Source organism: uncultured Ferrovibrio sp. (assembly GCF_937960835.1).
In the GTDB taxonomy this organism is placed as follows: Bacteria; Pseudomonadota; Alphaproteobacteria; order Ferrovibrionales; family Ferrovibrionaceae; genus Ferrovibrio.
Genome location: NZ_CALGPC010000009.1, coordinates 24,675 through 49,961, shown reverse-complemented (window position 1 = coordinate 49,961; position 25,287 = coordinate 24,675). Strand labels below are relative to the sequence as shown.

27 protein-coding genes are annotated in these 25,287 nt (G+C 62.3%); 18 read left to right on the top strand and 9 right to left on the bottom strand.

The features are described from left to right. Window positions 1-4: 4 nt before the first annotated feature. The 6 genes from Q0603_RS08575 to Q0603_RS08550 all read left to right on the top strand — a co-directional run bounded on the left by Q0603_RS08575 (window position 5) and on the right by Q0603_RS08550 (window position 5,026). Complete coding sequence (locus Q0603_RS08575; protein ID WP_298724624.1) at window positions 5-502, top strand: FixH family protein; 498 nt, start codon at window positions 5-7, stop codon at window positions 500-502. Then, window positions 499-2,892, top strand: coding sequence for a heavy metal translocating P-type ATPase metal-binding domain-containing protein (locus Q0603_RS08570; RefSeq protein WP_298724622.1), 2,394 nt, complete (start codon window positions 499-501; stop codon window positions 2,890-2,892). Before Q0603_RS08575 ends, Q0603_RS08570 begins: the two co-directional genes overlap by 4 nt. Further along, window positions 2,889-3,065: a cbb3-type cytochrome oxidase assembly protein CcoS gene (ccoS, locus tag Q0603_RS08565; RefSeq protein WP_298724619.1), complete on the top strand. Its 177-nt coding sequence runs from the start codon at window positions 2,889-2,891 to the stop codon at window positions 3,063-3,065. Before Q0603_RS08570 ends, ccoS begins: the two co-directional genes overlap by 4 nt. Next, complete coding sequence (locus Q0603_RS08560; RefSeq protein ID WP_298724617.1) at window positions 3,062-3,256, top strand: hypothetical protein; 195 nt, start codon at window positions 3,062-3,064, stop codon at window positions 3,254-3,256. The genes ccoS and Q0603_RS08560 overlap by 4 nt, the downstream gene beginning before the upstream one ends. Before the next feature lie 200 nt (window positions 3,257-3,456). After that, window positions 3,457-4,038 (top strand): HPF/RaiA family ribosome-associated protein, encoded by a 582-nt coding sequence (locus tag Q0603_RS08555; protein ID WP_298724615.1) that lies wholly within the window; start codon window positions 3,457-3,459, stop codon window positions 4,036-4,038. Window positions 4,039-4,330: 292 nt separating this feature from the next. Beyond that, window positions 4,331-5,026 carry a phosphoribosyltransferase gene (locus tag Q0603_RS08550; protein ID WP_298724613.1) on the top strand — a complete coding sequence of 232 codons (696 nt, stop codon included), beginning with the start codon at window positions 4,331-4,333 and terminating at the stop codon, window positions 5,024-5,026. A gap of 321 nt (window positions 5,027-5,347) precedes the next feature. Here the strand turns inward: Q0603_RS08550 and Q0603_RS08545 are convergent, their stop codons facing one another. Beyond that, window positions 5,348-6,664 carry a phospholipase D-like domain-containing protein gene (locus Q0603_RS08545; protein ID WP_298724611.1) on the bottom strand — a complete coding sequence of 439 codons (1,317 nt, stop codon included), beginning with the start codon at window positions 6,662-6,664 and terminating at the stop codon, window positions 5,348-5,350. Between the two features lie 265 nt (window positions 6,665-6,929). On the opposite strand from Q0603_RS08545, the gene Q0603_RS08540 reads away from it, so the two are divergent. Both Q0603_RS08540 and Q0603_RS08535 read left to right on the top strand, forming a co-directional pair. After that, complete coding sequence (locus Q0603_RS08540; RefSeq protein ID WP_298724609.1) at window positions 6,930-7,904, top strand: YbhN family protein; 975 nt, start codon at window positions 6,930-6,932, stop codon at window positions 7,902-7,904. A gap of 6 nt (window positions 7,905-7,910) precedes the next feature. Next, entirely contained in the window at window positions 7,911-8,669 is a 759-nt protein-coding gene (locus Q0603_RS08535; RefSeq protein ID WP_298724607.1) for an endonuclease/exonuclease/phosphatase family protein, read from the top strand. A 3-nt stretch (window positions 8,670-8,672) separates the two neighbouring features. Here the strand turns inward: Q0603_RS08535 and Q0603_RS08530 are convergent, their stop codons facing one another. Continuing rightward, window positions 8,673-8,927, bottom strand: coding sequence for a hypothetical protein (locus Q0603_RS08530; RefSeq protein ID WP_298724605.1), 255 nt, complete (start codon window positions 8,925-8,927; stop codon window positions 8,673-8,675). 248 nt (window positions 8,928-9,175) lie between these two features. On the opposite strand from Q0603_RS08530, the gene Q0603_RS08525 reads away from it, so the two are divergent. Next, window positions 9,176-9,727: a PRC-barrel domain-containing protein gene (locus Q0603_RS08525; RefSeq protein WP_298724603.1), complete on the top strand. Its 552-nt coding sequence runs from the start codon at window positions 9,176-9,178 to the stop codon at window positions 9,725-9,727. 72 nt (window positions 9,728-9,799) lie between these two features. On the opposite strand, the gene Q0603_RS08520 is transcribed toward Q0603_RS08525, so the two are convergent. The 3 genes from Q0603_RS08520 to Q0603_RS08510 all read right to left on the bottom strand — a co-directional run bounded on the left by Q0603_RS08520 (window position 9,800) and on the right by Q0603_RS08510 (window position 11,963). Beyond that, window positions 9,800-10,267: a hypothetical protein gene (locus tag Q0603_RS08520; protein WP_298724601.1), complete on the bottom strand. Its 468-nt coding sequence runs from the start codon at window positions 10,265-10,267 to the stop codon at window positions 9,800-9,802. Between the two features lie 77 nt (window positions 10,268-10,344). After that, on the bottom strand, window positions 10,345-10,680 hold the full coding sequence (locus Q0603_RS08515) for a rod-binding protein (protein WP_298724599.1): 336 nt from the start codon (window positions 10,678-10,680) through the stop codon (window positions 10,345-10,347). 11 nt (window positions 10,681-10,691) lie between these two features. Further along, window positions 10,692-11,963 carry a flagellar basal body P-ring protein FlgI gene (locus tag Q0603_RS08510; protein ID WP_298725152.1) on the bottom strand — a complete coding sequence of 424 codons (1,272 nt, stop codon included), beginning with the start codon at window positions 11,961-11,963 and terminating at the stop codon, window positions 10,692-10,694. A 249-nt stretch (window positions 11,964-12,212) separates the two neighbouring features. Here Q0603_RS08510 and Q0603_RS08505 point away from each other — a divergent pair, with 249 nt between their 5' ends. Together Q0603_RS08505 and dksA are read left to right on the top strand one after the other, a co-directional pair. After that, complete coding sequence (locus tag Q0603_RS08505) at window positions 12,213-12,644, top strand: flagellar assembly protein FliX (protein ID WP_298724597.1); 432 nt, start codon at window positions 12,213-12,215, stop codon at window positions 12,642-12,644. A gap of 144 nt (window positions 12,645-12,788) precedes the next feature. Then, a complete protein-coding gene (gene dksA / locus Q0603_RS08500) occupies window positions 12,789-13,208 on the top strand; it encodes an RNA polymerase-binding protein DksA (protein ID WP_298724595.1) in 420 nt (139 codons plus the stop codon). A 155-nt stretch (window positions 13,209-13,363) separates the two neighbouring features. Here the strand turns inward: dksA and flgH are convergent, their stop codons facing one another. From flgH to flgF, 4 genes are read right to left on the bottom strand one after another with little or no spacing between them, the layout of a single operon-like run. After that, window positions 13,364-14,119: a flagellar basal body L-ring protein FlgH gene (flgH, locus tag Q0603_RS08495; protein WP_298724593.1), complete on the bottom strand. Its 756-nt coding sequence runs from the start codon at window positions 14,117-14,119 to the stop codon at window positions 13,364-13,366. Between the two features lie 29 nt (window positions 14,120-14,148). Continuing rightward, window positions 14,149-14,910, bottom strand: a complete 762-nt coding sequence (gene flgA / locus Q0603_RS08490) for a flagellar basal body P-ring formation chaperone FlgA (RefSeq protein ID WP_298724592.1) — start codon at window positions 14,908-14,910, stop codon at window positions 14,149-14,151. 28 nt (window positions 14,911-14,938) lie between these two features. Continuing rightward, window positions 14,939-15,724, bottom strand: coding sequence for a flagellar basal-body rod protein FlgG (flgG, locus tag Q0603_RS08485; RefSeq protein ID WP_298724590.1), 786 nt, complete (start codon window positions 15,722-15,724; stop codon window positions 14,939-14,941). A gap of 31 nt (window positions 15,725-15,755) precedes the next feature. Beyond that, window positions 15,756-16,478, bottom strand: coding sequence for a flagellar basal-body rod protein FlgF (gene flgF, locus Q0603_RS08480; protein WP_298724588.1), 723 nt, complete (start codon window positions 16,476-16,478; stop codon window positions 15,756-15,758). Window positions 16,479-16,711: 233 nt separating this feature from the next. Between flgF and Q0603_RS08475 the strand changes: the two genes are divergently transcribed. The 7 genes from Q0603_RS08475 to Q0603_RS08445 all read left to right on the top strand — a co-directional run bounded on the left by Q0603_RS08475 (window position 16,712) and on the right by Q0603_RS08445 (window position 25,283). Next, window positions 16,712-17,215 (top strand): flagellar basal body-associated FliL family protein, encoded by a 504-nt coding sequence (locus Q0603_RS08475; RefSeq protein ID WP_298724586.1) that lies wholly within the window; start codon window positions 16,712-16,714, stop codon window positions 17,213-17,215. 23 nt (window positions 17,216-17,238) lie between these two features. Then, the gene (gene fliM, locus Q0603_RS08470) at window positions 17,239-18,270 is read left to right on the top strand and encodes a flagellar motor switch protein FliM (protein WP_298724584.1); all 1,032 of its coding nucleotides are present in this window, start codon (window positions 17,239-17,241) and stop codon (window positions 18,268-18,270) included. Next, window positions 18,270-18,776 (top strand): DUF6468 domain-containing protein, encoded by a 507-nt coding sequence (locus Q0603_RS08465; protein ID WP_298724581.1) that lies wholly within the window; start codon window positions 18,270-18,272, stop codon window positions 18,774-18,776. The genes fliM and Q0603_RS08465 overlap by 1 nt, the downstream gene beginning before the upstream one ends. Further along, window positions 18,773-19,822, top strand: a complete 1,050-nt coding sequence (locus tag Q0603_RS08460; RefSeq protein ID WP_298724579.1) for a hypothetical protein — start codon at window positions 18,773-18,775, stop codon at window positions 19,820-19,822. Before Q0603_RS08465 ends, Q0603_RS08460 begins: the two co-directional genes overlap by 4 nt. 136 nt (window positions 19,823-19,958) lie before the next feature. Continuing rightward, window positions 19,959-21,377 carry a DUF1217 domain-containing protein gene (locus Q0603_RS08455; protein ID WP_298724577.1) on the top strand — a complete coding sequence of 473 codons (1,419 nt, stop codon included), beginning with the start codon at window positions 19,959-19,961 and terminating at the stop codon, window positions 21,375-21,377. A gap of 40 nt (window positions 21,378-21,417) precedes the next feature. Beyond that, the gene (locus Q0603_RS08450) at window positions 21,418-21,828 is read left to right on the top strand and encodes a response regulator (protein WP_298724575.1); all 411 of its coding nucleotides are present in this window, start codon (window positions 21,418-21,420) and stop codon (window positions 21,826-21,828) included. A gap of 113 nt (window positions 21,829-21,941) precedes the next feature. Then, a complete protein-coding gene (locus Q0603_RS08445; protein ID WP_298724573.1) occupies window positions 21,942-25,283 on the top strand; it encodes a hypothetical protein in 3,342 nt (1,113 codons plus the stop codon). Window positions 25,284-25,287: the final 4 nt, after the last annotated feature.

Here is a 25,287-nt window from a genome sequence, read left to right as displayed (position 1 = left end):
TATCATGCCGTTCGCTGTCCAGGCGGGCTCCAGCCGCTCAGGTCGTTGGATACCTTGGCTCTTCGTCGCCGGCTTCCTTGTGGTGATTGCGGTCAACGCGGTGCTGATCGTCACCGCCACGAGCAGCTTCAGCGGCCTTGTGGTCTCGCAGCCCTATAAGAAGGGTGTCGAATACAACCAGACCCGCGCCCAGATCGAGGCGCAGGAGCAGCTTGGCTGGCGTTACAGCTTCGGGACCGCCACGGACGCGCAGGGCGGCGCGTTGCTGACCATGCAGTGGATGGATCGGGCGGGTTCGGCGCTTGACCGCCTGACCATCGAGGCCGAGCTGCAGCGCCCAGTCGAGAATCTTCCTTCCCTGCCGGTTACCTTCCAGTCCGCTGGCAATGGCCGCTACGTGGCCTCGGTTAAGGTGCCGAAGACCGGCGTTTGGGATCTGCATCTCGAAGCCCGTCAGGATGGCGCTCAGTTCGTGGCGGCGGAACGCGTCATCCTGCCATGACCGCCGCGCTGGAAAGCGTCCCTGTCGCATTCAGCGACGCGCAGCGCGCCAGCGCCTGTGCCCATTGCGGTTCGCCGCTGACCGATGCGTCCGGCGACAGCGACTTCTGCTGTACCGGCTGCGCTGGCGCCCATGCAATCATCAAAGGCTTGGGCCTGGAGCGCTATTACGCCCTGCGTGAGAAAGCCGCGCCAGCCCAGGTGGCGCCAGAGGATGCGGTCGACTGGGTGGAGTTCGTGCAGGCCGATGTCCAAGGCACCTGCCGGGCGGAACTTCTCGTGGATGGCTTGCATTGCGCTGCCTGTCTATGGCTGATCGAACGCGCGCTGCGGGCGCAGCCGGGCGTGACGCAGGCGCGGCTTTCTGCGACCACGCGCCGATTGACGCTGGCCTGGTCAGGACCTGCCGAGAAGATCAACGACTTCGCCGTGCTGATTTCCCGACTGGGCTATAAGTGCCTGCCGATGACGGCTGACGGCGCGGAGCGCGCCGGCAATACCGAAGAGCGCGAGCTGTTGCGCGCGATGGGCGTGGCCGGTTTTGCCGCAGCTAACATCATGCTGCTGTCAGTGTCGGTATGGTCGGGTCATGTGGGCGAAATGGGTGCGGCGACCCGCGATCTGTTCCACGCAATCTCGGCTCTGATCGCCGTTCCCGCCATTGCCTATGCCGGCCGCCCGTTCTTCCGCTCTGCCTGGGCGGCGCTGCGGCGGGGGCGCAGCAACATGGATGTGCCGATTTCCATCGGCGTCTTTCTCGCTTTGGTGGTCAGCCTGGCAGAGGTCGCAAGGTCTGGCCCGCATGCTTATTTCGATGCGGCCGTCACTCTGCTGTTCTTCCTGCTGATCGGCCGCTATCTCGATCTGCGTGCCCGGGGCTTTGCCCGGCGCACCGCTCAGCGCCTTGTCGCCTGGACGCTGCGGCCGGTTATCGTGCTGACCGATCAGGGAACCTGCCAACGTCCCGCGCATCGTGTGGCGGTGGGTGACCGGATCATCGTTGCTGCCGGCGAACGAGTTCCGGTTGATGGCGTGATTCTCGATGGTCAATCCTCCCTCGATGTCAGCCTCATCAACGGCGAAACGCTACCGCAAGCGGCCGGTGCCGGCAGTACGGTTTTTGCTGGAACGATCAATCTCGACGCGCCGCTGACATTGCGTGCCACCGCGGTAGGCAGCTCCACTTTACTGGGCGAAATCGCGCGCCTGATGGAAGCGGCCGAGCAGGGGCGCGATCGTTACGTTCGTCTGGCGGAGCGTGTGGCACGTTGGTACGCCCCCGTGGTACATCTGACGGCGTTCTTGAGCTTCCTTGGCTGGGTGTTCATCGGTGATGCAGATTGGCGTAGTGCGTTGCTCATCGCCGCGGCCGTGCTGATTATTACATGCCCCTGTGCACTGGCGCTGGCGGTGCCGGTCGTGCAGGTTGTTGCCAGCAGCCGTCTCATGCGGCGTGGCATCCTGCTGAAATCGGCAACCGCGCTGGAGCGGGCGGCTGACATCGACACTGTCGTATTTGACAAGACCGGCACGCTTACGCTCGGCCAGCCACGCCTGCTGCCTGAGGATGCTGCCGATGTCGAAGCTCTGGAACTTGCCGCCCGCATGGCGGCGCGCAGCCGTCACCCGCTTTGCAAGGCGTTGCATGCTGTTCGTCCGCAGGTGATGCCCTTGGATGGGGTGGAGGAGCGGCCCGGTCAGGGCATGCTGCTAAAGACTCCTGAAGGTGAAATTCGTCTGGGTCATGCCCGGTTTGCCGGCGCAACGGCGACCTCAAAGAGCGAGCATTCCGAACTTTGGCTCGCTCGGCCCGGCCATGCGCCGCTATGCTTCCGCTTCAGCGATACTCTGCGGCCCGATGCGGTAGAGGTGATTGCCCGCCTGCGCGACAAGGGCCTGCGGCTGATTATCCTCTCGGGCGATCATTCCACGGCTGTCTCTGCCATCGCGGGCGCGCTCAATATTTTCGAGTGGCATGCTGAAGCCGATCCCCGCGCTAAAGCCGAAATGATCGCGGCATTGAAGCGGGAAGGGCGGAAGGTCCTGATGGTCGGCGACGGCTTGAACGACGCCGTGGCGCTGGCGGCAGCGGATGCCTCCTTGTCGCCGTCTTCGGGCCTGGATATCGCGCAGAACGCTGCCGACGCAGTTTTTCAGGGCGGTAAGCTGTCTGCGGTCGAGGAATTCCTGCGGGTGTCTCGCCGCAGCCGGGCACTGGCCAAAGGCAATTTGACGCTGGCCTTGATCTACAATCTCTTCGCCGTGCCACTGGCCATTGCGGGCTTCGTGACGCCGCTGGTGGCGGCTATTGCGATGTCCAGCTCTTCCATCCTGGTTGTTCTGAATGCTTTGCGTTTGGGAGCCGGCGGGCGGAAAGGAGCCACGTTATGACGATTTTGCTGTACCTGATCCCTGCCGCCCTGGCCTTGGGCTTTCTTGGGATGGTGGGTTTTCTCTGGGCGCTGAAATCTGGCCAGTTCGAGGATCTCGAAGGGGCAGGACAGCGCATTTTGTTTGACGATGCAGACGCCGAGTTGCGTGAGAAGAGGAGTGGGATGTCATGAACAAGATTGCTAACACGCTGAGCTACTGGGTCATGGCGGCTTTAGTCACGGTTCTCGGCTTGCTCGGCATTGTGCTTGCCGCGGGCGCCCAAGACGCCGGCATGCAGGCCTTCGGCTTGGCGCTGGCGGCGTTTGCGGTGATTTACGATTTCTTCGCCATCCATCGCACTCACGAGGAAAGCGCGGACTGATCGTTCAGCCGGTAAGACGTTTCATTGGTACGGCGTACCGCTTAGCCCTGAGGAAAAAGCGGTCGGCTGCGGTTTGACTGCCGCATGGGGACGGCGAAATTGTCGTGAAATTTCGCCTGACCACTTGAAACATGGCGTTTGAACCGCACCTGAATCATAGTGAGTGTGTTTCTTGTTTGGGCTGTGCGCGGAGGTAAGGAATGGATAAGCCACTGCAGATCGCTTTCAAGGATATGGACAGTTCCGAGTTCATCGAGAACTTGATCCGCGAACGGGTGGACCGCCTGGAGCGCTTTCATAGCCACATCATCGGCTGCCGTGTGGTAGTGGAGATTCCTCACCGTAGCCCCAGCAGCGCCAAGCAGCCGATCGGCATCACCGTCGAGGTAGAAGTCCCGGGCCGCAGCAAGATCGTGGCCAAGGGTACGGAAAATCGTCACGACATGAAGTCCGATCAGACGGTGATTATCAACAAAGTGTTCGACTCCGTTCAGCGCCAGCTTGAAGAAGCCGCGGATGTTCGGCGCGGTGACGTTAAGCAGCACGAGGGCACGTTCGATACCGGCGTCGTGGTCCGGCTGTTCCCCGAGCAGGATTACGGCTTCATCGAGGTGAAGGATTCGGCCGATCTGTACTTCACCCGCAACGTCGTGACCGGCGGCGACTTTGATGAAATCCAGGTCGGAACCGTAGTTCAGGTCATCCGATCGGCGGCCGAAGGCCCGATGGGCCCGCAGGCCAGTTCTGTCCGTCTGCTGAACGCGCGGCGCAGCGTGGGGTGACCCCTCACACAGGCGGGTATACGTTGCCCGACAGTAATTCATCGTTTGTTGATGGCCGGAAAGAACGCTTTCCGGCCATTATTTTTGCGCCGCGATGGTCGAATAGGCGGCCGACGTTCATCGCCTAATAATAGCCAAGTTTCGGATATCATTTCGGTCCCGGACCTTGCTCTGATCGGTGAACAGGAAGGGACCGGGCAGTCCGAATGAACAGAATGCCCTTTTCCCGACTGTATCAGGGAGGACAGATTGCCGTTCCGGCAAGCCTTCTGCAGTAAAAGGAAAGCCGACCATGGAAGAAGCCGACCATCGCTTCGGTAACCGGCGTGATGCCGGCCGCCAACTCTCCGCCTTGCTCTCCCGTTATCTCGATCAAAAGCCTGTTGTTCTAGCGCTGCCGCGAGGCGGTGTGCCTGTCGGCTATGAGGTTTCGAAGGCGCTGGAGGCGCCGCTGGATGTTTTGCTGGTGCGCAAGATCGGCGCGCCCGCCCATCCGGAACTTGCCATTGGCGCCGTCGTTGATGGTGCCAACCCGCAGGTGGTGTTGAACGAACAGATCGTGCAAAAGCTTGGGATCGGAGAGGAATATATCAAATCAGAGGAAAAGAGGCAGTTCGCCGAGATCGAGCGCAGGCGTCTTCTTTATCACGGAGGACGTATGGCTCTGGATATCAGCGGCCGTACCATCATTGTCGTGGATGACGGCATTGCCACAGGCGCCACGGTAAGAGCGGCGCTGCTGGCGCTTGCTCGCAGTACCCCGGCCCGTCTGGTCTTGGCGGTGCCGGTCGCCGCGCCGGCCTGTCTGGAAGAACTCAAGACAGCAGCCGACGATATCGTCTGCATCTCAACCCCAGATGGCTTCCGGGCTGTGGGTGACGCTTATGAGGATTTCACCCAGACCAGCGACGAGGAAGTGATCGATATACTGGCGAACACCCGCTACAACGCCTTGCAGGCTCCGCAGGATTTGGAGGTAAAGGCCTAGAGCGGTCCTTTTGGGGTGGAACGCGTATTCGGTTGAAGGGTTGGGTCGCGAGTCCTGTTGAGTCCAATGAGGCCCAGATGACCGAACATACCCCAGCTAAAACCGGATGGCCGCAGCGAGCGTCCCGCTCCGGAGCGCCACGTCCGCCTCCCGACAATCTGATGCATCCTGGCGATGTCGCGCCGCCCGGTACGCCGGCGACCGGGGAGAATATTTGCCCGCAATGCCGCGGCATCGGAAAACTCGGCGCGACAGCCTGCCCGAATTGCGGTGGTACCGGTAAGGTTATCGAAGGTATTAGCGGCGGCTGATGCTGGTGTCTCAATCGGATGAGGTCAGCCACCGCCATACATAGCGCCAGCTTAATGGCCTTCGAGGATCGAGCAATTCGGTGCCAGGCATCGGAGTAGCTTCTTTCACGCCCTCTAATTGAGGGGTCGCCAGCTGGCGCGGGGCCGTGCCATTGAGCTCGTCGATCGCGAGGACGAGGGAGCGATGTTTCAATTGCATCGCCGTAACCTCTTCTCGTGTGGTGCCGAGATGCTCCGCCAGCAGCATATCGCGCAGTACCGCGATCGCCTCGCTGGCCCCGTCATGTTCGGCCTCGAGTGCGATATCGCATTCCGTATCAAGGCCTAGGGATCGTGCATTCAGGTTGGACGATCCGATCCGAAGAATGCGATCATCGACGATGATGAGCTTGCTGTGCACCTTGATCCGGTAGGGCGGCTTCCGGTTCCAGATCGGATAGAAAGCCCGCAGGCGGCCGAAGCGGTCGGAACGACGCAACAGAGTCAGCATGCGGTCGCGGTTCTCTGCCATGACATAGCGCTCGAACATGCCTTGCGGCCCGCCGCTCATGACAATGATGACTTCCGGACCTTGTGGTACCTGCAGCCCCTGCGCAAGCACCTCCGCTACATCGGGCAGGGCGAAGTATTGCGCCTCGATGTAAATCGATTTACTGGCGGCCGCCAGCATGTCCATGTTCAGCGCAGCAACCTCTCGTATGGCTGGCTGATCGTTGTGGGGGGGCTGGGTTCGTGCAATCGCCACCGGATGGTCGCGCACTGCCGGCTCTAGATCGGCCGGCCAGACGTCTTTCGTCGGGCCGATAGCGCCCAGCTCTTCGCCGGTCGCATATTTCCAGCGCTCCATGGCGATCTCGGTTATTGCGCCGGCAGCAGGGCCATCGAAAGCCACCTGGACGTCGTGTGTAGCATCGTGCTGTTTGCCGGAGGACGTGCGGCGGTACGGATTCTCTGGCGCATGCCGCATGTCATCCCAGCGTCCCTCAGTCAGGTCCATGCCTCCGACAAAGGCGAGCCGGTCATCCACCGTGACGATTTTCTGATGGTGACTGGCCCCGGCCGGATGATGGCTATCCAGTCTGAATTTGATGCGCGGATGGCACCACCAGATGCGGCCCAGCGGAAGTAGTGCCTCTCCACTGCGGCCATAGAACAACGATGAGCTCCAGATCAGGACATAGATTTCAAGTCCGGGGCGGGCCTCCACCAGATTGCGCAGGAAGGTCCCAAGCTGCAGCTTCGCTGCTCCCTCGCGGTCTGGCCGCAGCATGATCCGGCTATCGAAGTCCCAGCCAACGATGATGATCCGGCGTTCTGCCTTCTCCATCGCTGCCACCACAGCGTCGAAGTAGGCCTTGGCATCGATCAGAAAGGAAAGACGGGATGAGGCCGGAATCCGCCAGCAGTTGCGGCCGGCGGATAATGTCTGCTTCCAGCGGGCTGGCGGCGTTGCGCCTCCGGACTTCGACCTGCCGGAATCGCGGCGATGGTATGTCATTGCGGGTGAATGGCCTGATCAGAACAGAGAGTAAACCCCAAAACCCGGTTTCTGTTCCGATGGAACCCGGAAATGGCTGCGGCGTTAGACTTTTATGAATCGGCGCACGCTCTTCACGGCGCTCGGTCTTGCAGCAGTCGGCATCGGCATTTTCCTGCTCTACCGGGTCTTCCAGAAAAACGATTTCGGCGAGGTTGTCGCCGTCCTGTCTTCGGTAAAGGCCAGCGATATCGGTCTCGCACTGCTTTTTACGGCCATCAGCTATGGTTGCGTGGCGGTGCTGGAATTCTTTGCTGTTCTGTATGTTCGCAAACCGGTTCCGATCCGCCGCGTCGTCATGACGGCGCTGGCGGCCATCGGGATCGGCCGCACCATTGGTCTTGCAGCTTTGAGCAGCGGCGCCGTCCGCTACCGCATGTACAGCCGTGCCGGCCTTTCCTTGGTCAACGTCGGCACGATCATTCTCTTCTCTGGCCTGAGCGTTGCCGCCGGGTTCGCGGCCATTGGAGGAACGGCTTTGCTTTGGCGTGGCGATTTCCTCGCCCCTTTGTTAGGCGTGTCGCCAACGATGGTTCGTGGCATCGGTGCTGGCGCGCTTGTTTATCTGGCGGTCTATATTGCGCTTTGTGCCATCCTGCGGCGGCCGTTGAAGTTCCGCAGCCACCGGCTTCGCTTGCCATCGCTGCGTCTTGCTCTGGGCCAGGTGGTCGTGAGCAGTCTGAATCTGCTTTGCATCGTCGGCGTCCTCTACATTGCGCTGCGCAATTTCACCGACCAGGATTACCCGGTGGTCGCGATGTTGTATCTGGGAGGTGACCTATCTGCGGTGATTGGCCATGTACCGGGAGGCTGGGGGGTGCTGGAGTATATCGTCACCACCGCACTCACCGACGGTAAGGTGCTCTCCGGGGTCGTATTGTTCCGGGCGATCTACTATTTCGTCCCATTAGGTGCCGGCCTGCTGATATTCCTCGCCGATGAAGTCCAGCATCGGGTGACGAGCCAGCCGGAACGCTCATTGTCCCGTCTGCAGGGCAAGCACATGATCTCGGACGCGAAAGCAAGGTGACCCAAGATGCAGACGCTGCGCGTGGCCACCTACAACATTCATTCCTGCGTTGGCGGCGATCGTAAATACGATCCAGTCCGCGTTTTGCGTGTGTTGGAGGAAATCGACGCCGATATCATCGCCCTGCAGGAAGTCGGCGGCTACATGGTGGAGGAGGGCGAGCAAGTCCAGTACTTCGAGCGCAAGCTCGGGATGCATGCCGTTACCGGTCTGAACCTGCGCCGGCGCCGGGTTCAGTTTGGCAACGCCCTGCTGGCGAAAGGCGGAATCCGCGAAGCCGAGCCCATCAATCTGACGGTCAGCCGCCTGGAGCCGCGCAGCGCCATAGACGCAGTGGTGGATACGCCCTACGGGGAGCTTCGCGTGATCTGCACCCATCTGGGTCTGCTGCCGCGCGACCGACGTCAACAGATCGGCATCATCTCGTCGCTGCTCGATGAACGGCCTATGCCGCTGACCGTGCTGATGGGCGATTTCAACGTCTTCGGACCGGAACGTTCGGTGCTCCATCAGATCGGAGCGCCGCGGCCGCTGCCTAAGCTGCGCAGCTTCCCCGCGCGCCGCCCGCTGATGTCGCTGGACCGGCTATGGACCATCCCCAACCAGAATCTGATCGAGTTGCGGGTACATCGCACACCGCTGGCCATCATGGCGTCCGATCATCTGCCGTTGGTGGGCGAGATCGACATGACCGGCGTGTCCGTTGCGGCCACGAAGCCTGAGCGGCCATTCGAGGTCGTGAGCGACCCAGCAGCGGAGATCTAGCGCTCAAGGGCGCATGAATTCGTAATCGCGATCTTCCAGATTATCGATGACGAAATTCAGCTCCGAGCGGATATCGTCCAGCCTGCGATGCTGTTTCAGAATGCGGACGGCCTCGCCGATCAGATTGCTGGCAATCGTCTCTGGCGGAATCGCATGCGAAGCGGCTTCCTCAAGGGCGGCTGCGACATGCCGGCTGACAAGTTCATAGGGGCTGACCATGGTGCCTTCCAGTGATTGTGTCCGCAGATAATTGACCACGGCTTGGTCCAACGCAGGTTGACTTCGATCAATTCTGCATGGCTTCAGGCAGCACCACCTCCAGGTGAGCCCCTGCAAAAAATCACAAAAACGTCGCCCTTTGATCAGGCCGTGCCTGCGGCGGGAAAAAGTACCCGCCCCATATCATGAAGACGATCCGTATACCTGGCTGTGGACATGGAAGCCGCTGCCGCATGGATCGTCCTCGACAGACTAACGAAGGAACAGACTAACGAAGGAGAAGAGCCATGAAGCGCACTCTCGCTATCGTTTTCGCTCTCGGTTTACTTGCCTTGCCATCACTTGCAGACAGGGCCATCGCTCAAGGTGCCGGAACCACCACTGGGCAAGATCGAATGCCGGCCGCGCGATCCGATACCATGACATCGGTGCCCGGCACCGGCACAGCCGAGGTGAAGGGCAATAAACTTATTGGCGCCGACGTGAAGGGGCCGGGCAACGAGAAGATCGGCGATGTGTCGGAAGTGCTGGTCAGCACCGAGGGCAAGGTCAACGCCATTATCGTCTCTGTAGGCGGTTTCTTGGGTGTAGGCGACCGTAAAGTGGCTCTGCCCTGGGAACAGCTTCGCTTCAGCAGTGAAGGCAGCGATCTCGTGGTGGTGTCGTCGGTAACCAAGGATGCACTCAAATCCATGCCGCCTTGGGAAGACCCGGCCGAGGCGACACCGAACCGCGCCAGTCCAGGGACCGCTCCGGGTGCCGGTCAGAGCAATGGCGGCCTCCCGGGTAGCGGTACACGCGACACCTCGCGGCCGATGCGTCCGGTTCCGTCGGAATAGAGCTCGCCGAACTGGGGCAGAAAGCAATGAAGCGGCCTGTCCAGCCGCCTCTTTCACATTTGTCTACTTAACTCAGCAACGCTCGTTGTTGAAAAGAGAGACCGGCTGCCTTGCGGCGTAATTTGCGGTCAGCGCCGTCATCGCCCCCGTGCGGCCATAACCGGTGCCCAGTTGGCTTTGCTTGGTCGCCCCGCGGATGACGGCGTCCAGCAGGATCTGGTTGGAATCGCGCGCCGTCCGCACCACGAGTTCATTACGCTTGCCAACGCTCTGCATCTCGCCGAGCAGGGCCTCGAATGCTTTGCGCTCCGCCTCAGGCGCGTCCTTCAAGGCATCTGGATGTTCCTTCAGCACCATCTGGCGTTCGCGCAGCAGGCCAGCGATAATCCGCTTCTTCTCGGTCAGTTGCGGCAGCTTGTTGTAATCGTAACGCTCCAGCGTTTCGATTTCGTCCTGCATCAGGTCTTTCAGCTGCATGACCAGATCGGTCAGCTCGGCGATGGTGGGCGGAACCGCACCCACCCCATGATTGTCAACCATTCGCGGTCCGGTCGGAATCCCGAGCCGCTGCGCCGCGCGCGGCGAGAGAGGTTGGCGTTTCAGTTGAGCGTTGGCCATTACGACATCGCCTCCTGCAGCTTGAGAATCTGGGTGTAGACCATGTCGGCGATACCGATGCCGCGTCCCTTACCCATCTCACGGCCATATTGGTCGTTGAGGAAGGAGCGCCAGGTCGCTTCGGCATGGCCGCCACTGAAGGGGCCATCGGTTTTCAAGCCGGCCGACATGAATTCCAACATCTGGGTCAGGAAGAAGCTTTCGAAATCGACGGCGGTCTTGCGGGCCTTGTCGTCCGTCATGCCGGCATGATCGATGCGGGCGCGCTGGGCCTGCGCCTGGCTGATCGCATAGCTGTTGACGGCGGGCGTAGTGAGGAGAGCAGCAGCAGTCATGACAGAGCTCCTTACATCACCTGGATTTCGGCCTGCAGCGCACCGGCGGCCTTGATCGCCTGCAGGATGGTGATCATGTCGCGCGGACCGACGCCCAGCGCGTTGAGACCATCCACCAGTTCCTGCAGCGACACGCCACGCGGCAGGATGCCCATGCGACGCTCGGCCTGATCGTCGACCTGGATGTCGGTGCGCGGCACCACCACCGTCTGGGCGCCGCCCACGGCGCCGCCAGGAATGGTCGGCGTGCCGGTGCCGGGCACCGCCTGGGTAATGGTGTCGAAGACGAAATTGCCCTGGGCATCGCGCACCGGCTGGCCGTCAGGGCCGATCCGCGGCACCTGCACCTGGCCGGTGGCGGCCGAAGTGCCTGCGATGCCCGGCACGGCGGTCGCGCCCGGCGAGAAGGGCAGCGGCTGCGAGACCTGCGGCATCTCGGTGATGCGGACGGTCAGTTGACCCTGGGCTATGGCAACGGTGTCGATGCGCACATTCGGGCCCATCACGATGGTGCCGGAACGCTCGTCGATGACGACGCGGGCCATCTGGTCGGCTTCGATCTGCAACTGCTCGATGCCGGTCATGAAGCCGATGATGTCGTTGCGCCAGCGCTCGGGGATATCGATATGCACGGTGCTGGGATCGAGCGCACGCGCAGTGGGCACGCCCGCGAAGGTGGAGATTGCCTGGCTGATGCGGCGCGCCGTGGTGAGGTCAGGATTGCGCAAAGCCAGCCGCAGCACCGGCAGTGACGCCAGCTCGAAGCCGACCTCGCGCTCGACGATGGCGCCATTGGCAATGCGGCCCGAGGTGGGCACGCCGCGGGTGATCTGGGCGGCGGCGCCCTGGGCGCGGAAGCCACTGATGGCGACGGCGCCCTGGGCCACGCCATAGACTTCGCCGTCAGCACCAAGCAGCGGGGTGACCAGCAGGGTGCCGCCCTGCAGGCTCTTGGCGTCGCCCATGGTGGAGACGGTCACGTCGATGCGGCTGCCATGACGGGCAAAGGGCGGCAGAACGGCGGTGACCATCACGGCGGCAATATTGTTCGTGCGGAAAGTGCCGGCATCGCGGATGTTGACGCCGAAGCGCTCCAGCATCGCTTGCAGGCTCTGGCGGGTGAAAGGTGCATTGGTGAGGCTGTCGCCGGTGCCGTCCAGACCCACCACCAGGCCGTAGCCAACCAGGAGGTTGTCGCGAATACCTTCGAAATCAGCCACATCCTTGATGCGCGACGCGGCCTGAGCTGCAGCGGAGACGCCGAGGATCAGGATCAGTGCCATGGCCGCGATCAGGCGGCGGATCGGCAGGGCTTGTGCGAAGCAAGTATTCATCGCGGTTTCCTTCAACTCCTGGGGCGGCAAAGCTGCCCGCCCTCGCAGGGAAGGATGCGAGTTCCGTGCCAGCAATCACTTTATTGATTTTATTGGGTAATTTTAAAATCTGCCTGCGGCGATACGGCAAAATTTGCCGGCTTTACCCGGCGCCCCATATCGGGCACCATACGCGCGAGACAAGGTCGCCCAAATTCCATGAGCATCAACAAGATCGGCGGTCCCGGCAGCATTAAGCCCGGGGTTGCGAAACGCACGTCCGACTCTGCCGCCACCGGCGGTCCGAGCTTTTCCAGCCTATTGAAAGGTGCGGAGAAGCCGACGGGGCAGGTCAGTCAGGCGGCGCCGACAACGGCCCTGGACACAATTTTGGCGGTGCAGGCGGCCGATGATTGGACAGGAGCCAAGAAGAACCGCCAGCGGGCCTTCCAGCGCGGTTCCACCCTGCTCGACCGGTTGGACGAAATCCGCCACGGCCTGCTGGAGGGACGGATCCCGGCCGACCGGCTCCGTATGCTGGCGCAGCAGCTGCGAAACGAGAAAATGACGGTGGAAGATCCCCAGCAGGCCGAACTGCTGGCCGAAATCGAGCTGCGTTGCGAAGTAGAATTGGCCAAACTCGGCCTGTAGAATAGCGGCTGTTTCACATTTTTTTCAATAAATCAAAGGCTTCCGGGCGATTCTCCAGCCTTGCCCCGAGCCGGGCCGATTCATATACTCCGCGCGCCGCGGCCGGGGGTTCCGGAGTCGTCGCGGCACCCCGGAGGGTCATACATGGGAATCCAATTGAAGGCGAATTATCGGCCGACTGAGAATGAACCCTTCATGAATCCGCGCATGAAGGAATATTTCCGCCGCAAGCTGCTGGCTTGGAAAGAAGAAATTTTGAGGGAATCCAATCAGACCCTGCAGCACCTGCAGGAGGATACCACTCAGGAACCGGATATCGCAGACCGCGCATCCACCGAGACAGATCGCGCGCTTGAATTGCGGACCCGGGATCGTCAGCGCAAATTGATCGCCAAGATTGATGCCGCGCTGAAGCGGATCGAGGACGGCTCCTACGGCTATTGCGAAGAGACCGGCGAGCCGATCTCGCTCAAGCGCCTGGAAGCCCGTCCGATCGCGACGCTCTCGATCGAAGCGCAGGAGCGCCACGAGCGCCGCGAGCGTACCCATCGCGACGATCTTTGATCCGAATACGACGTCTAAACGACGAAAAGGCCGGTCTTCTGACCGGCCTTTTGCGTTAAGTGCCCCTGGCTTTCTTGCCGCGGTCCGTCTTCTACGGTCCTGACGCGCTTTCTGGCGTGCCCAGACTTGGGCGAGGGCGACGTTTCCCTGGTTGCTCAGAACGGGAAGATGATGTCGTAGATCTGCTGCCCCCAGCGCGCCTGCTGCACGTCGGTCAGCTGACCGCGGCCGCCGTAGGCGATCCGCGCCTCGGCCATCTGGGTGTGGTTGATCGTGTTGGTCGCCGTGATGTCCTCGGGCCGTACCAGACCCTGGATGATCAGCTCGCGGATTTCGTTGTTCACGCGGATCTCCTGTCGGCCTTGGACGACGAGATTGCCGTTCGGCAGGACCTGCGTGACCAGCGCGGCAACGCTGACGTTGATCTGTTCCTGACGGTTGATCTGGCCCTGGCCCTGAACCTGCGAGCCCGAATTCACGCCCACCAGGTTTTCGTTGTTGGAGCCGCGGAAGATGCGCGACAGGGCGCCGGTTTCGATGCCAAGGAAGTTCGGGATGCCCGCTTCTTCGCTGTTGCTGCGCGAGGTCGAGGTGTTGTTCTGCACCTGCGCGCGATCCTGGATGTCAATATTGACGGTCAGAATGTCGCCCACGCGGGTCGCACGCGGGTCCTTGAAGAACTGGCGCGCGCCGGGCCTCCACAGCGAATTGGCGTGGCGCGGGGTTACTTCCGGTGCCGGCATCGGCATGCTGACCGGGCGGTAATCGCGCATTTCGGTGGGATTGTCGATCTTGCTCATCTGCGGCGGCTGGCCGATGTCACCCAGCCGGCTGAGATTGCCGCAGGCGCCCAGCGACAAAGCCAATCCAGCCATGGCGATGAGGCGGAGAGAGGAAGAGAAGCGGATCATGGCGGTAATCCTTTTGCTTACGACGTCATTCAGTTGGCCGCCGCGATCACGCGGGGCGCGGTGACGACCTGCACCTGGTTGGGGCCGGTGATGGTCGCCTGGATAATTTTCTTGCTCTGCAGGTTCATCACCTGGATCACGTCGCCGACGCTGCCGCCTTCGAGGGCGCGGCCGGTGGTGGTGATCATCATGCCCGGCGCCTGCGCGATCATGGTGATCAGGTTATTCTTGCTGACGGCCTCGGGCTTGCTGATGTCGCTGACGCGGATCGGCATGCCAATCTGCAGGGTACGGCGCGGCGTCTGTCCGACCAGGTCGTTGATCTGATCGATATAACCGCTGCTGTAGCGGCCGGCCGGGACCTGCATCCATTCGATGTCGTTGCGCGAGATGGTCTCACCCGGCGCAACGCGGTTCTTCAGCACTGGAATGGCTTCGACCGACTGGGCGCGGCCGCTGACCTTCATGCTGCTGGCACCGGGCGCAGATACCGCGGCGTAAAAGCGGCCGCTGCGGGAATCGTAGGAGAAGCTTTCCACCTGCAGAACGGCGGGAGAGGTGGCGGGCACTTCGATCTCGTTGCCGCTGCCGTGGAAGCTGATCTCCACCGGCTTGCCGCCGTTGCGCTGCTGCACCAGCTCGGCCATGCGCTTCGCGATTTCGCGTTCGGTGATGATGCGGCCCGCGGCCACGCTCGCCACCTTTTCCTGCGCAAGCACAGGCACGGCGACGGGCTGGAGCAGGGTAGCGGCGGCGATACCGGCCAGAAGAAGAGCGCGAAGCGAAGTCATGACGAAATTCCCCAGTAAGATCAGAGCATCACCGCAGGCGCGTGGTCGCCTGCAACATTTCGTCGGAGGCGGTGATCACCTTCGAATTCATTTCATAGGCGCGCTGGGCGGTGATCAGGTTGGTGATCTCCTGCACCGGGTTGACGTTCGAGGTTTCGAGATAGCCCTGGCGCAGGGTGCCGAAGCCGGCGGCATTCGGATTGCCGACCGTCGGCTGGCCCGAAGCTGCCGTCTCGAGGAAAAGGTTGTCGCCCAGGGCTTCCAGGCCGGCCTCATTGATGAAGGTGGCAAGCTGGATCTGGCCCAGCTGCTGGGCCTGCACCTGGCCGGCGATGCGGGCTTCGACGATGCCGGTGGCGTCAATGCTGACCGACAGCGCGCCCTGCGGCACGGTGATACCAGGCTGCAGCTGATAGCCGTCGACGGTAACGATCTGGCCCTGATCGTCGAGCTGGAACGAACCGGCTCGGGTATAGGCCGTCTCGCCCGAGGGCAGGGTGATCTGGAAGAAGCCCTTGCCGTTGATGGCGAGATCGTAGGTGTTGCCGGTCGACATCATGTTGCCCTGCTCGTGGATGCGATAGACGCCCGCCGCCCGCACACCGACGCCGATCTGGATGCCCGAAGGCACGATCGTGTTGGCGTCCGAAGAGGTGGCACCCGGACGGCGCAGGTTCTGATAGAGCAGGTCCTGGAACTCGGCACGCTGGCGCTTGAACGCCGTCGTGCTCATGTTGGCGATGTTGTTCGAGATGACCTCGACATTGAGCTGCTGGGCCATCATGCCGGTGGCGCCGGTGCTGAGAGAACGCATGTTCAATCTCCTCGTCTAATCCGTCTGTCGGTTAGGCCTGCCGGCCCAGTCGCTGGATCGCGTTGCGCACGCGCTCGTGCTCGCTTTCCAGCATGGTTTGGGTGCTTTGATACTGACGCAGCAGCTCGATCATGTTGGTCATCTCCACGATCGGCTCGACATTCGAAGCCTCGAGCATGCCCTGCACCAGAGTGGAATTGGCCGGCGCGATCACCGGCTCCTGCGCGGTGGCGTAAAGGCCCTGGGCCGTCTTGCGCAGTTCCTGTTCATTGTCGAAGGTGACAAGGTCGATCTTGCCAAGCTGCTGCTCGCCTACGGTGATGGTGCCGTCGGCCGAGATGGAAGGCGCGCCGCCGTCTTCGGGAAAGACGATCTCGCGGCCGCGATTATCCAGCACCGGATGGCCGCCGGAGGTCACCAGGCGGCGGTCGGCGTCGAGTCGAAGATGGCCATCACGGGTGTAGCGACGGCCCTGGGGGGTGTCGACGGTGAGGTAGCCGGGGCCGTTGATGGCGAGGTCGAGGCTGTTGCCCGTCTGCTCCAGCTTGCCTGCGCGGAAATCGCGCAGAACACCGAAGTCATTGACAAAGCTCATCTTTTCGCGCTGGTTCGCGCCTTTAAGATACTCCTCGAACATCACCCGCTCGCCCTTGTAGGCGTTGGAGTTCATGTTCGCCAAATTGTTGGCGATCACGTCCATCTCGCGACGCATGGTCGAGAGGCGGGACAGGCCGATGTAGGTCGTATTCTCCATGGCTCCAAACTCGCGGTTAGCCGTTGCTGCCCGGACTGTTGCAGGCGGCGTGCCAACAGAAAATTTGGCGGAATTTCGGGGAAATTTTTTGGTTAATCGGCCGATGGGCAGAAGTTGACCGGATTTCTGCTCGTTGCACCCGGCAAAAACTGCCGGGCAGTGACAAAGTGTTAACTGTGGAGGCTTAGGAATGGCATCGATCAGCGGACCAGGGTCCCGGGGATGCGGCAGGCATGAGTGACGAAACCGAAGGCTTGGGCGACGAGCTCGAAGGCCAGGAAGGTACGACTAAGAAACGCGGCAAGCGGGCGATGATCTTCATCATCGTCGGTGTGGCCTTGCTGCTGCTCGTGGGCGGCGGCGGTGCCGCCTATTACTTCCTGTTCGCTTCGGAGCCGGAAGAGGCGGAAGTCGTCCCCGAGGCTCCGAAGGTCACGGTCTTCTACGATCTCCCCGATATTCTGGTGAATCTGAATTCTTCCGGGCGTCAGGCTTCTTATCTGAAGCTGAAGGTGGCGCTTGAGCATAACGACCCGCTGGCAACGCCGAAGCTGAACGAGCTGCTGCCGCGGGTCATCGACAATTTCCAGATCTATCTCCGTGAACTGCGTCCGGACGATCTGGTCGGGTCGGCCGGTCTGTACCGGCTGAAGGAAGAGCTGCTGATCCGTGTCAATCAGGCAGTCGCCCCGATCAAGATCAATGACGTATTGTTCAAAGAGATGTTGATTCAGTAGCAGAGTAGTGGAACGAGGCGGTCATGGCGGATAATCCGGAAGACAGCGCCGCGGAATGGGCAACCCCGGGTGGGGATGACGATAACGCGTCCACGCGCATCCTGAATCAGGATGAGATCGACAGTCTACTTGGCTTCGATGCCAGCGTCGAGGACGATGCCGATAAGGCTGGTATCCGTGCGATCATCAACAGCGCGCTCGTGTCTTACGAGCGTCTGCCGATGCTCGAGGTGGTGTTCGACCGCCTTGTGCGTCTGATGACGACCTCCCTGCGCAACTTCACGTCCGACAACGTCGAAGTCTCGCTCGACAACATCACTTCGATCCGCTTCGGCGATTACCTGAACTCGATTCCGCTGCCGGCGATCCTGAGCGTTTTCCGCGCCGTGGAATGGGATAACTACGGACTGCTGACTGTCGATAGTTCGCTGATCTACTCCATCGTCGACGTGCTGCTGGGCGGCCGCCGCGGCACCGCGGCGATGCGTATCGAAGGCCGTCCCTACACGACCATCGAGCGCAATCTGGTCGAGCGCATGGTCAACGTGGTGCTCGACGACATGCGCGCCGCCTTTGAGCCGCTGGCGCCGGTCAATTTCTCTTACGACCGTATTGAGACCAACCCGCGCTTCGCCACCATTGCACGCCCGGCCAACGCGGCAATTCTTGCCCGCCTGCGCGTCGACATGGAGGATCGCGGTGGCCGTCTGGAACTGCTGCTGCCCTATGCGACTTTGGAGCCGGTTCGCGAACTGCTGCTCCAGATGTTCATGGGCGAGAAATTCGGCCGTGACTCGATCTGGGAAAACCACTTGGCTACCGAGCTGTGGTCGACGGATGTCGAAATCGAAGCCGTTCTGGACGAACAGGTGATGACACTCGGCCAGGTCATGAACCTGGAAGTCGGCAAGACGGTGATGTTTAACGCCACGCCGGAATCGACGGTGCTGATGCGCTGCGGCGGTGTGCCGATGGTCGAAGGCCGTATGGGCCGCATGGGCAACAATATCGCCGTGAAGGTTGACCGGACCCTCAAGCACCTTGGAGGTGTGTGATGACTTTGACCCTGGTTGTCGAAATCGTCGTCGCGGTCCTGCTGCTGATCACGCTCAGCATCTCGCTGGTGCTGAACCGCCGCTTGGGCAATCTGCGCGCCAATCAGGACGAGATGCGGCGCCTGATCGCCGATTTCGACCGGGCGCTCGCCAAGGCGCGCCAGGGAATGAACGAACTCAAGACCGCCTCGGCCGCTGCCGATACCGCCCATGAGGAGCGGATGAAGCAGGCCAAGGCGTTGCGCGACGAACTTGGCTTCATGATCGAAACTGCCGATCGTCTGGCGGACCGTCTGGCTAGCGAAGCCTCCAGCTCGCGTGCGACTGCACCGCGGCCGCAATCTGCTGCAGCGTCGGAGCAGCGCGCAGCCGAGCCGCCGAAAGCGCCGGTGATGCCGTTCACCGCCCGCAAGCCGGCGGCGGAGCAGCGTGGCCGCGACTTCAAGCTGGAGCCCCGTTCGGAAGCGGAGCGTGAATTGCTGATGGCATTGAGGCAGGCGCGATGACACCGGCGCCCGCTGCTCCTCAACAGACTGCCGCCCAGACGACAGCCAGGAAGACTGCCTCTTCGAAAAAAATACGCGGTCGCGTCGGCGGCCGTGTTCGCATTCTGCCGCTGACCATTCTGGCCGTCGCCTTGCTGCTGGGCCTGAAGATCGGCGCCTTCTGGCAGGGGCGGCTGGAACTGTTTGTCACGCCCGCCGGCGCGCAGCAGCAGCAAGGCCCGCAGGCCACCGGCCAGCCGACCCAGTTAACGCCGCCGACACCCGCAGCAGCCACGCCGGCCGCTGCACCTCAAGCCGCTCAAGCCCCGGCGCAAATCACGCCCCCGGCTCAGGCAACGGCGCCCGCAGCTTCGCCTACGCAGGCCAGTCAGCCAAGTGCCGCGCCCGCCGCGCCGTCCTCGTCGGTTCAGTCGCTCGCCAACCGCGATCCCACCACCTTTACCCGCGCCGAGATCGAGCTGCTGGCCAATCTGGCGCAGCGCCGCGAGCAGCTGGAGCAGCGCGCCCGCGAGATCGATCTGCGTGAAAGCCTGCTTGCCGCAGCGGAAAAGCGGCTGGACGACCGCATTGCTGAACTGAAGAAGCTCGAAGCCAGCATCAAGCAGATCGTGCAGCAATACGATCAGCAGGAGGAGAAGAACCTGCAAGGGCTGGTGAAGGTCTATGAGAATATGAAGCCGAAGGATGCCGCGCGCATCTTCGAAAGCCTGGAACCGAATGTCCTGCTTGGCGTCGCCGAGCGGATGAAGGAGGCCAAGCTCGCCGCAGTGCTGGCGGATATGAGCCCGCAGGCAGCGCAGGACATTACCGTGCGCCTGGCTACCCGCAAGCAGATTCCGCCCAATCTGCGCGCTGGCACCGAGGCGGAATTGCAGCGCCAGGCTCCAGCCGCGAAGGCTCTCGGCCCTGCCGCGCCGGCTTCAGCCATGCAGGCGCCGGCCATGCAGGGGAATGCCGCGCAAGCCGGCAATGGCGGCACTGCGGCTGCCGCAGCAGCTCCAGCGACGGCCACCGGAACGCCCGCACGCCCGCAGCAGGGCGGTTAATACCTGTTAACCACTTGATCTGATTAGACTCCTATTGCAGTCGTAGCGCCTCATGGTAGTATAAGGCGCTTTCGACGTCGCCCGGAGAAGCCGGGATGTCGGGCTCCGTCAGTGCCGCAGGAGGCGGGCAAAGAGGATGTCCATCGATCTCAGCATTCTGCTCAGCAGCAACGGTGCGTCCAGCACGGGGACCATCTCCCCGATGGCGATGTACAAGAAGTTGCAGAGAGTCGCTGAAGAAAACAGGCAGAAGCAGGAGGCCGCCGCAAGCGAGGACCGCGCGAAGGAAGCGCTGCGCGAGTTCAATAACGCCACCGTCCGTCTGCGCAACAAACAATACATGATGGAGAATGCCCGGATCGAAAGCGAGGCGATCTATTTCCAGAATCGCGCTGCGACCGCCACCACCGTTGAAGAGCTTATCAACGACGATCGTTTCCTGCGCGTCCTGGCCTATGCCAACGGGTTTGGCGATGTCTACGAATACAATCGTCAGCATCTGCGCGACGTGCTGATGAGTGATCTGAGCGATCCGAATTCCGCCGCCATGAAGGGCAGTCCGCAGGAGCTGGAGCTCGCCATGCGGTACAATTTCGCCGCATCCGGACCGCTGCTGGACGTCAACGGCAATGTCGTCGGCGTGGACGGCGAGGGCAATCTTGTCAACGATGGCAGCCATGTGGCTGCGCTGCCGGCCGGTCTGGCCAAGCTGCGCGGCGTGGTGCTCGATGCGTCTGGCAATGCGGCTCTTGATGGCAACGGCAAGGTCGTCGCGACAGCCCGCATTGCTACCCAGGACGCCAGCCAATACACCAAGACGCAGCAGAAGACGCTGTTGAAGGAGGAAGCGGCGCCGCCGCCCAAAAGCTACTACGAATACGATAGCGACGAGTTCCAGCGCTTTCGCCAGAGCAGGAAGGTGCAGGCCGAGATCGAGTATTTCCGCGACAACATCAAGGACATCACGTCGCTGGACGATCTGTTCAAGAATTACCGGCTTTTCAAGTTCATTCTGTCGGCTTTCGACCTTGAAAGCGAAGCGCAGTATCCAGGCAAGATTCGCAAGATCATCGAAAGCGATATGAGCGACCCGGACTCGCTCGCCAACCGCTTCCAGGATCCCCGCTTCCAGGAGCTTGCGAACGCCATCGCCTACAAGCATGTCGGCGTGGAGAAGCTTAAGACGCCGGTCATGCTGGAAGAGCTGGCCACGCGATTTGAGCGGCTGTCTTACGAGCGTTATCTGGACGAGCAGGCGCCCGGTGTGCGCGCCGCGCTGGAATTTGAGCGCCGCCTGCCGAAAGCCAGCAAGACGGTGCAGGTGCTGGCCGATTCCGTGCTGCGCGAGGTGATTACCGTCGCCAATCAGCTGCCCAAGCAGATCGCTTATCAGGATGTCGACGCGCAGGTAACTGCGGTCGAAAAGCGGTTTGACCTCCAGTCGGTCAAGAATGACCAGGCCGCGATCGAAAAGCTGGTCGTCCGTTATCTGACCTTCAAGAGCAGCGAAAGTACGGGCGGTCCGCAAAGCTATTTGCTGAATCTTTTCGGCTAGCCTGCGGCAGCCATTGCTCGCGTGTCGTTTCTAACCGGGCATGGCATCACCGATCACAAACGCTGGGCGGGTATTGGTCGTCGACGATCATCGCACCATGCAGATGATCATCGCCAAGCAATTGCGGCAGATCGGCTTTCACGACGTCGATACGGTCGGCGATCCGGTCCCCGCATTCACCCTGCTACGGCGCCGGCGCTATGCCGTGATCCTTTCCGGTTGGAACATGGAGCCGATGGACGGATTGGCATTCCTGCGGGCCGTCCGCAGCGATCCGGCCAATGCCAGAACGCCCTTCATCATGATCACCGCCGAGGCGCGGCCAGACGACGTCATTGCGGCCAAGCGCCTGGGCGTGGACGGCTATCTGGTGAAGCCTTTCGACGCCGGGCGGCTGCAAAGCCTGCTGACGTCGGTCCAGGCGGACGCTTTGGCGCAGCGAAAAGGCTAATTCGGCCCGAAAAACAGTCTTTTAACCATATCGCGTTATCCTGCCACACTCCTATAATCGTGCCTGAGGATGTACTGTGGCGGCGCGATTCCGACAGTTGAGCAGCAGGGAGTATGACAGACAGCCGCACACCGCCTAGGACGGCAGCCACAAGGCGCCTCCGCCGCACCGGCCTGAGTACCGGCCTGGCCGGCCTGGCTTTGGCCGGAATGCTGGGGCTGTCGCCGCCGCTTGGCCATGCCCAGCCGGTGCCGCAGGCCAATACGCCGCCGCTCGGTGCTGGTAGCGACGGTGCGCCCACTCCGCAAACGCCGCTGCTGCAAACGCCTGCGCCGCAGCCATCGGCCTCTCAATCACCGGCACCTGCCGCTGCCCAGCCAGCCCGTCCCGTTCTGAATCCGGCTGCCGATCCGGCGGCGCCGGTTCGTCTGCGCGCGGGTGAACATCCGACCTATACCCGGCTGGTATTCGACTGGCCGGAACGCATCGACTTCAACGTCGTCACCGAGGCCAAAAGCGCCACGGTACGCTTCGAGCGGGCAACACCGGTGGATTTGGGTCGGCTGCCAAAATTCCCGCCGCGCGGCATCGCCAATCTGGCCACCCGTATCGAGAACGGCTCCAGCGTTGTCAGCTTCGACATTCCTGAAGGCGCGACGGTGAAGTCGTGGCGCGATGGCGCCAAGATTGTGCTCGACGTCTCGCAGCCGGCCGAAGCCACGACGGCGGAGAAGAAGCCGGCCGCGCCGCCAGCCAATCAGACTGCGGCCAATCAACCCGCACCGGCACCAGCCAAGACCGCTGAAGCCCCCAAGCCGCAGCCCAGCGCCCAGCCCCCGGCAAAGCCTGAGGCGCCAAAGTCAGAGACTGCCAAGCCAGAGGCGGCAAAGCAGCCCACGCCGCAACCATCGCAACAGACCGTAACCCTGCCGCCAACAATTGCGCGGACGCCGCAGGCCGGCGTTCCCGCTGCCGCACCGACCACGCCGGTGGAAACCGCGCCGCTGGGAACCTTCATGCCCGCGCCGCCGACCGGGCCGATCACGGGCGAGCCGCTGGTGCCGGGCGTCGATTCCAGCCGCACCGGACCTTTGCTGAATTTCCCCTGGACCCGGCCCGTGGCCGCCGCAGCCTTCATGCGCAACGGCGCTCTATGGCTGGTCTTTGACCGGGCCGCGAGTGTCGATCTGCGTCCCATCACCACGCGGGACTGGAGTGGCGCGATCAACGGCATCGAACAACTGCCGGTGCCGGGGGTAACGGTTCTGCGCTTGGCTGTTCCGAGCGGCACGACGGCGACCTTCACGCGCCGCAATACCGGATGGCAGATCGGCATCAACACCATCCAGCCCGACCAGCTATTGCCTAAGGACGGCGCCGCGGACGAGGCGGAGCCGATGCAGCGCAGCGGGCCGCCGGAAGTCGATGTTCGCCGGCAACTCGATGCCGATGGCGGCGCCAAACTGTTCTTCGCGGCTAACGATCCGGCGCCGCATCTGCAGATTCCCGATCCCGATACCGGCGACCTGATCACGGTGGTTCCTTTTGCCGGGGCCAATGGTGGCGTCCCGGGACGGCGTGATTTCATCGAACTCAGCGTGCTGCCAAGCTTCCAGGGCTTCGCCATTGAGCCGCATGCCGACAATCTGGATGTCCGTCGCTTCCCGCGCGGGGTGGAGATCGGCACGCCCAACGGTCTGTCGCTGTCGGCGCCACGCGGCGCCGATCCGCGCAGCGGCGTGACCGAGATTCTGCAATTCGACGAGTGGCGCAAAGTCGAGGGCGAGAACTATCGCGAGCAGGAGGAAAACCTGCTGCGGCGCGTCGCCCAGGCCTCACCGGGCCAGCGTCAGGCGGCACGATTGGCGCTGGCGCAGTTCTATGCCGCCAATGACATGCAGCCTGAGACGTTGGGCACGCTGGCCAAGGCGCGGGCCGAGCAGCCTGATCTGGAGCGTGACAAGCTTTATCGAGCGCTCCGCGGCATCGCCAATCTGCGCATGGGTCGCCTGGCGGAAGCCGCCACTGATCTCGATTCCAAGGTCTTTGACGATGACCCCGACATCCTCGCGTATCGCGGCATGCTGGCTGCCGAACGCGACGATTGGCCGGCGGCGCGGCGCGCTTTCTCCTTGGCTGGAGCGGCGGTTGCCAAGTTCCCTCCGGATTTGCGAGCGCCCATCCGCTTGACCATGGCACGCGCCTGGCTGGCCGGTGGCGATATTGCCGCGGCGACGGAAGAGCTGCGCGCCCTGAGCGGAGACACACTGACGCGGGCGCAGGCGGCCGAGGGTAACTATGTCCGTGGCGTTCTGGCCAACGCAACCAACCGGCCAGAGGATGCCATCCGTTATTTTGATCTGGCATCGGCCAGCGGCGATCGCCGCGCTCGTGCCCTGGCTGAGTTCGCCAAGACCGAACTTCTGCTCTCGCGCAAGCTGATCAACAACGAGCAGGCGATTGAGCGACTGGAGCAGTTGCGCTTTGCCTGGCGCGGCGGGCCATATGAATTCAATCTGCTGCGCCGCCTGGGCGAGCTGCAATTCTCCATCGGCGATCTGCGCGGCGGCATCACCACCTTCCGGCAGATCGTCAAATACTTCCCGAAATCGCCGGAAGTGCCGCTGCTGACCAAGCAGATGAGCGACGAATTCGCCAAACTCTTCCTCGATGGCGGCGCTCAGGCGCTGCCGCCGCTGTCGGCACTGGCACTTTATTACGATTATCGCGAATTGACGCCGCCGGGACCGGAGGGCGACGAGATCATCGGCAAGCTGGCCGACCGGCTGGTTTCGGTCGATCTGCTCAATCGCGCAGCCGAGCTGCTGGAGCATCAGATCACCTACCGCCTGCGCGGCGAAGAGCGGGCGAGAGCCGGCGCGCGTCTTGCTGTCGTCTATCTGCTGGACCGCAATCCGGATGCGGCGCTGAAATCCTTGCAGAACACGCAAGCGGCCAACCTAAGCCCCGGCATTGCGCTGGAGCGCCGGCTGCTGGAAGCGCGTGCGCTTGGCGATCTCGACCGTTTTGCCGAGGCGCAGAACCTGCTTGGCCAGATGCAGGGCAGGGAAGCGCAAAGATTGCGCGCGGATCTGCATTGGCGCGCCAAGGACTGGGTTGCTTTCGCACGTACGGTGGGGCAGCTGATCGGCGACCGCCATGCTGATCCGGCGCCTTTGAGCGCAGATGAACGCAAGCTGATCCTGCAGCTCGCGGTGGCTTACTCGCTCAGCAACGATGCTGCGGCGCTCACCGATCTGCGGCGCAAATACGAGGCGGCCTTCCGCGATACGCCAGATGCGGCGACTTTTACTGCTGTCGCCAGCACGGTTGAGCGTGGTGCGGGCGATCCGCGCGAAATGGCGGCGGCCATCGCGCAGATCGGGCAGTACGAAGCCTTCATGAGCCAGTATCGCGAGCGTGTGGCCCGCGGCGGCCTGAGTGCGATCAACTAGGCGG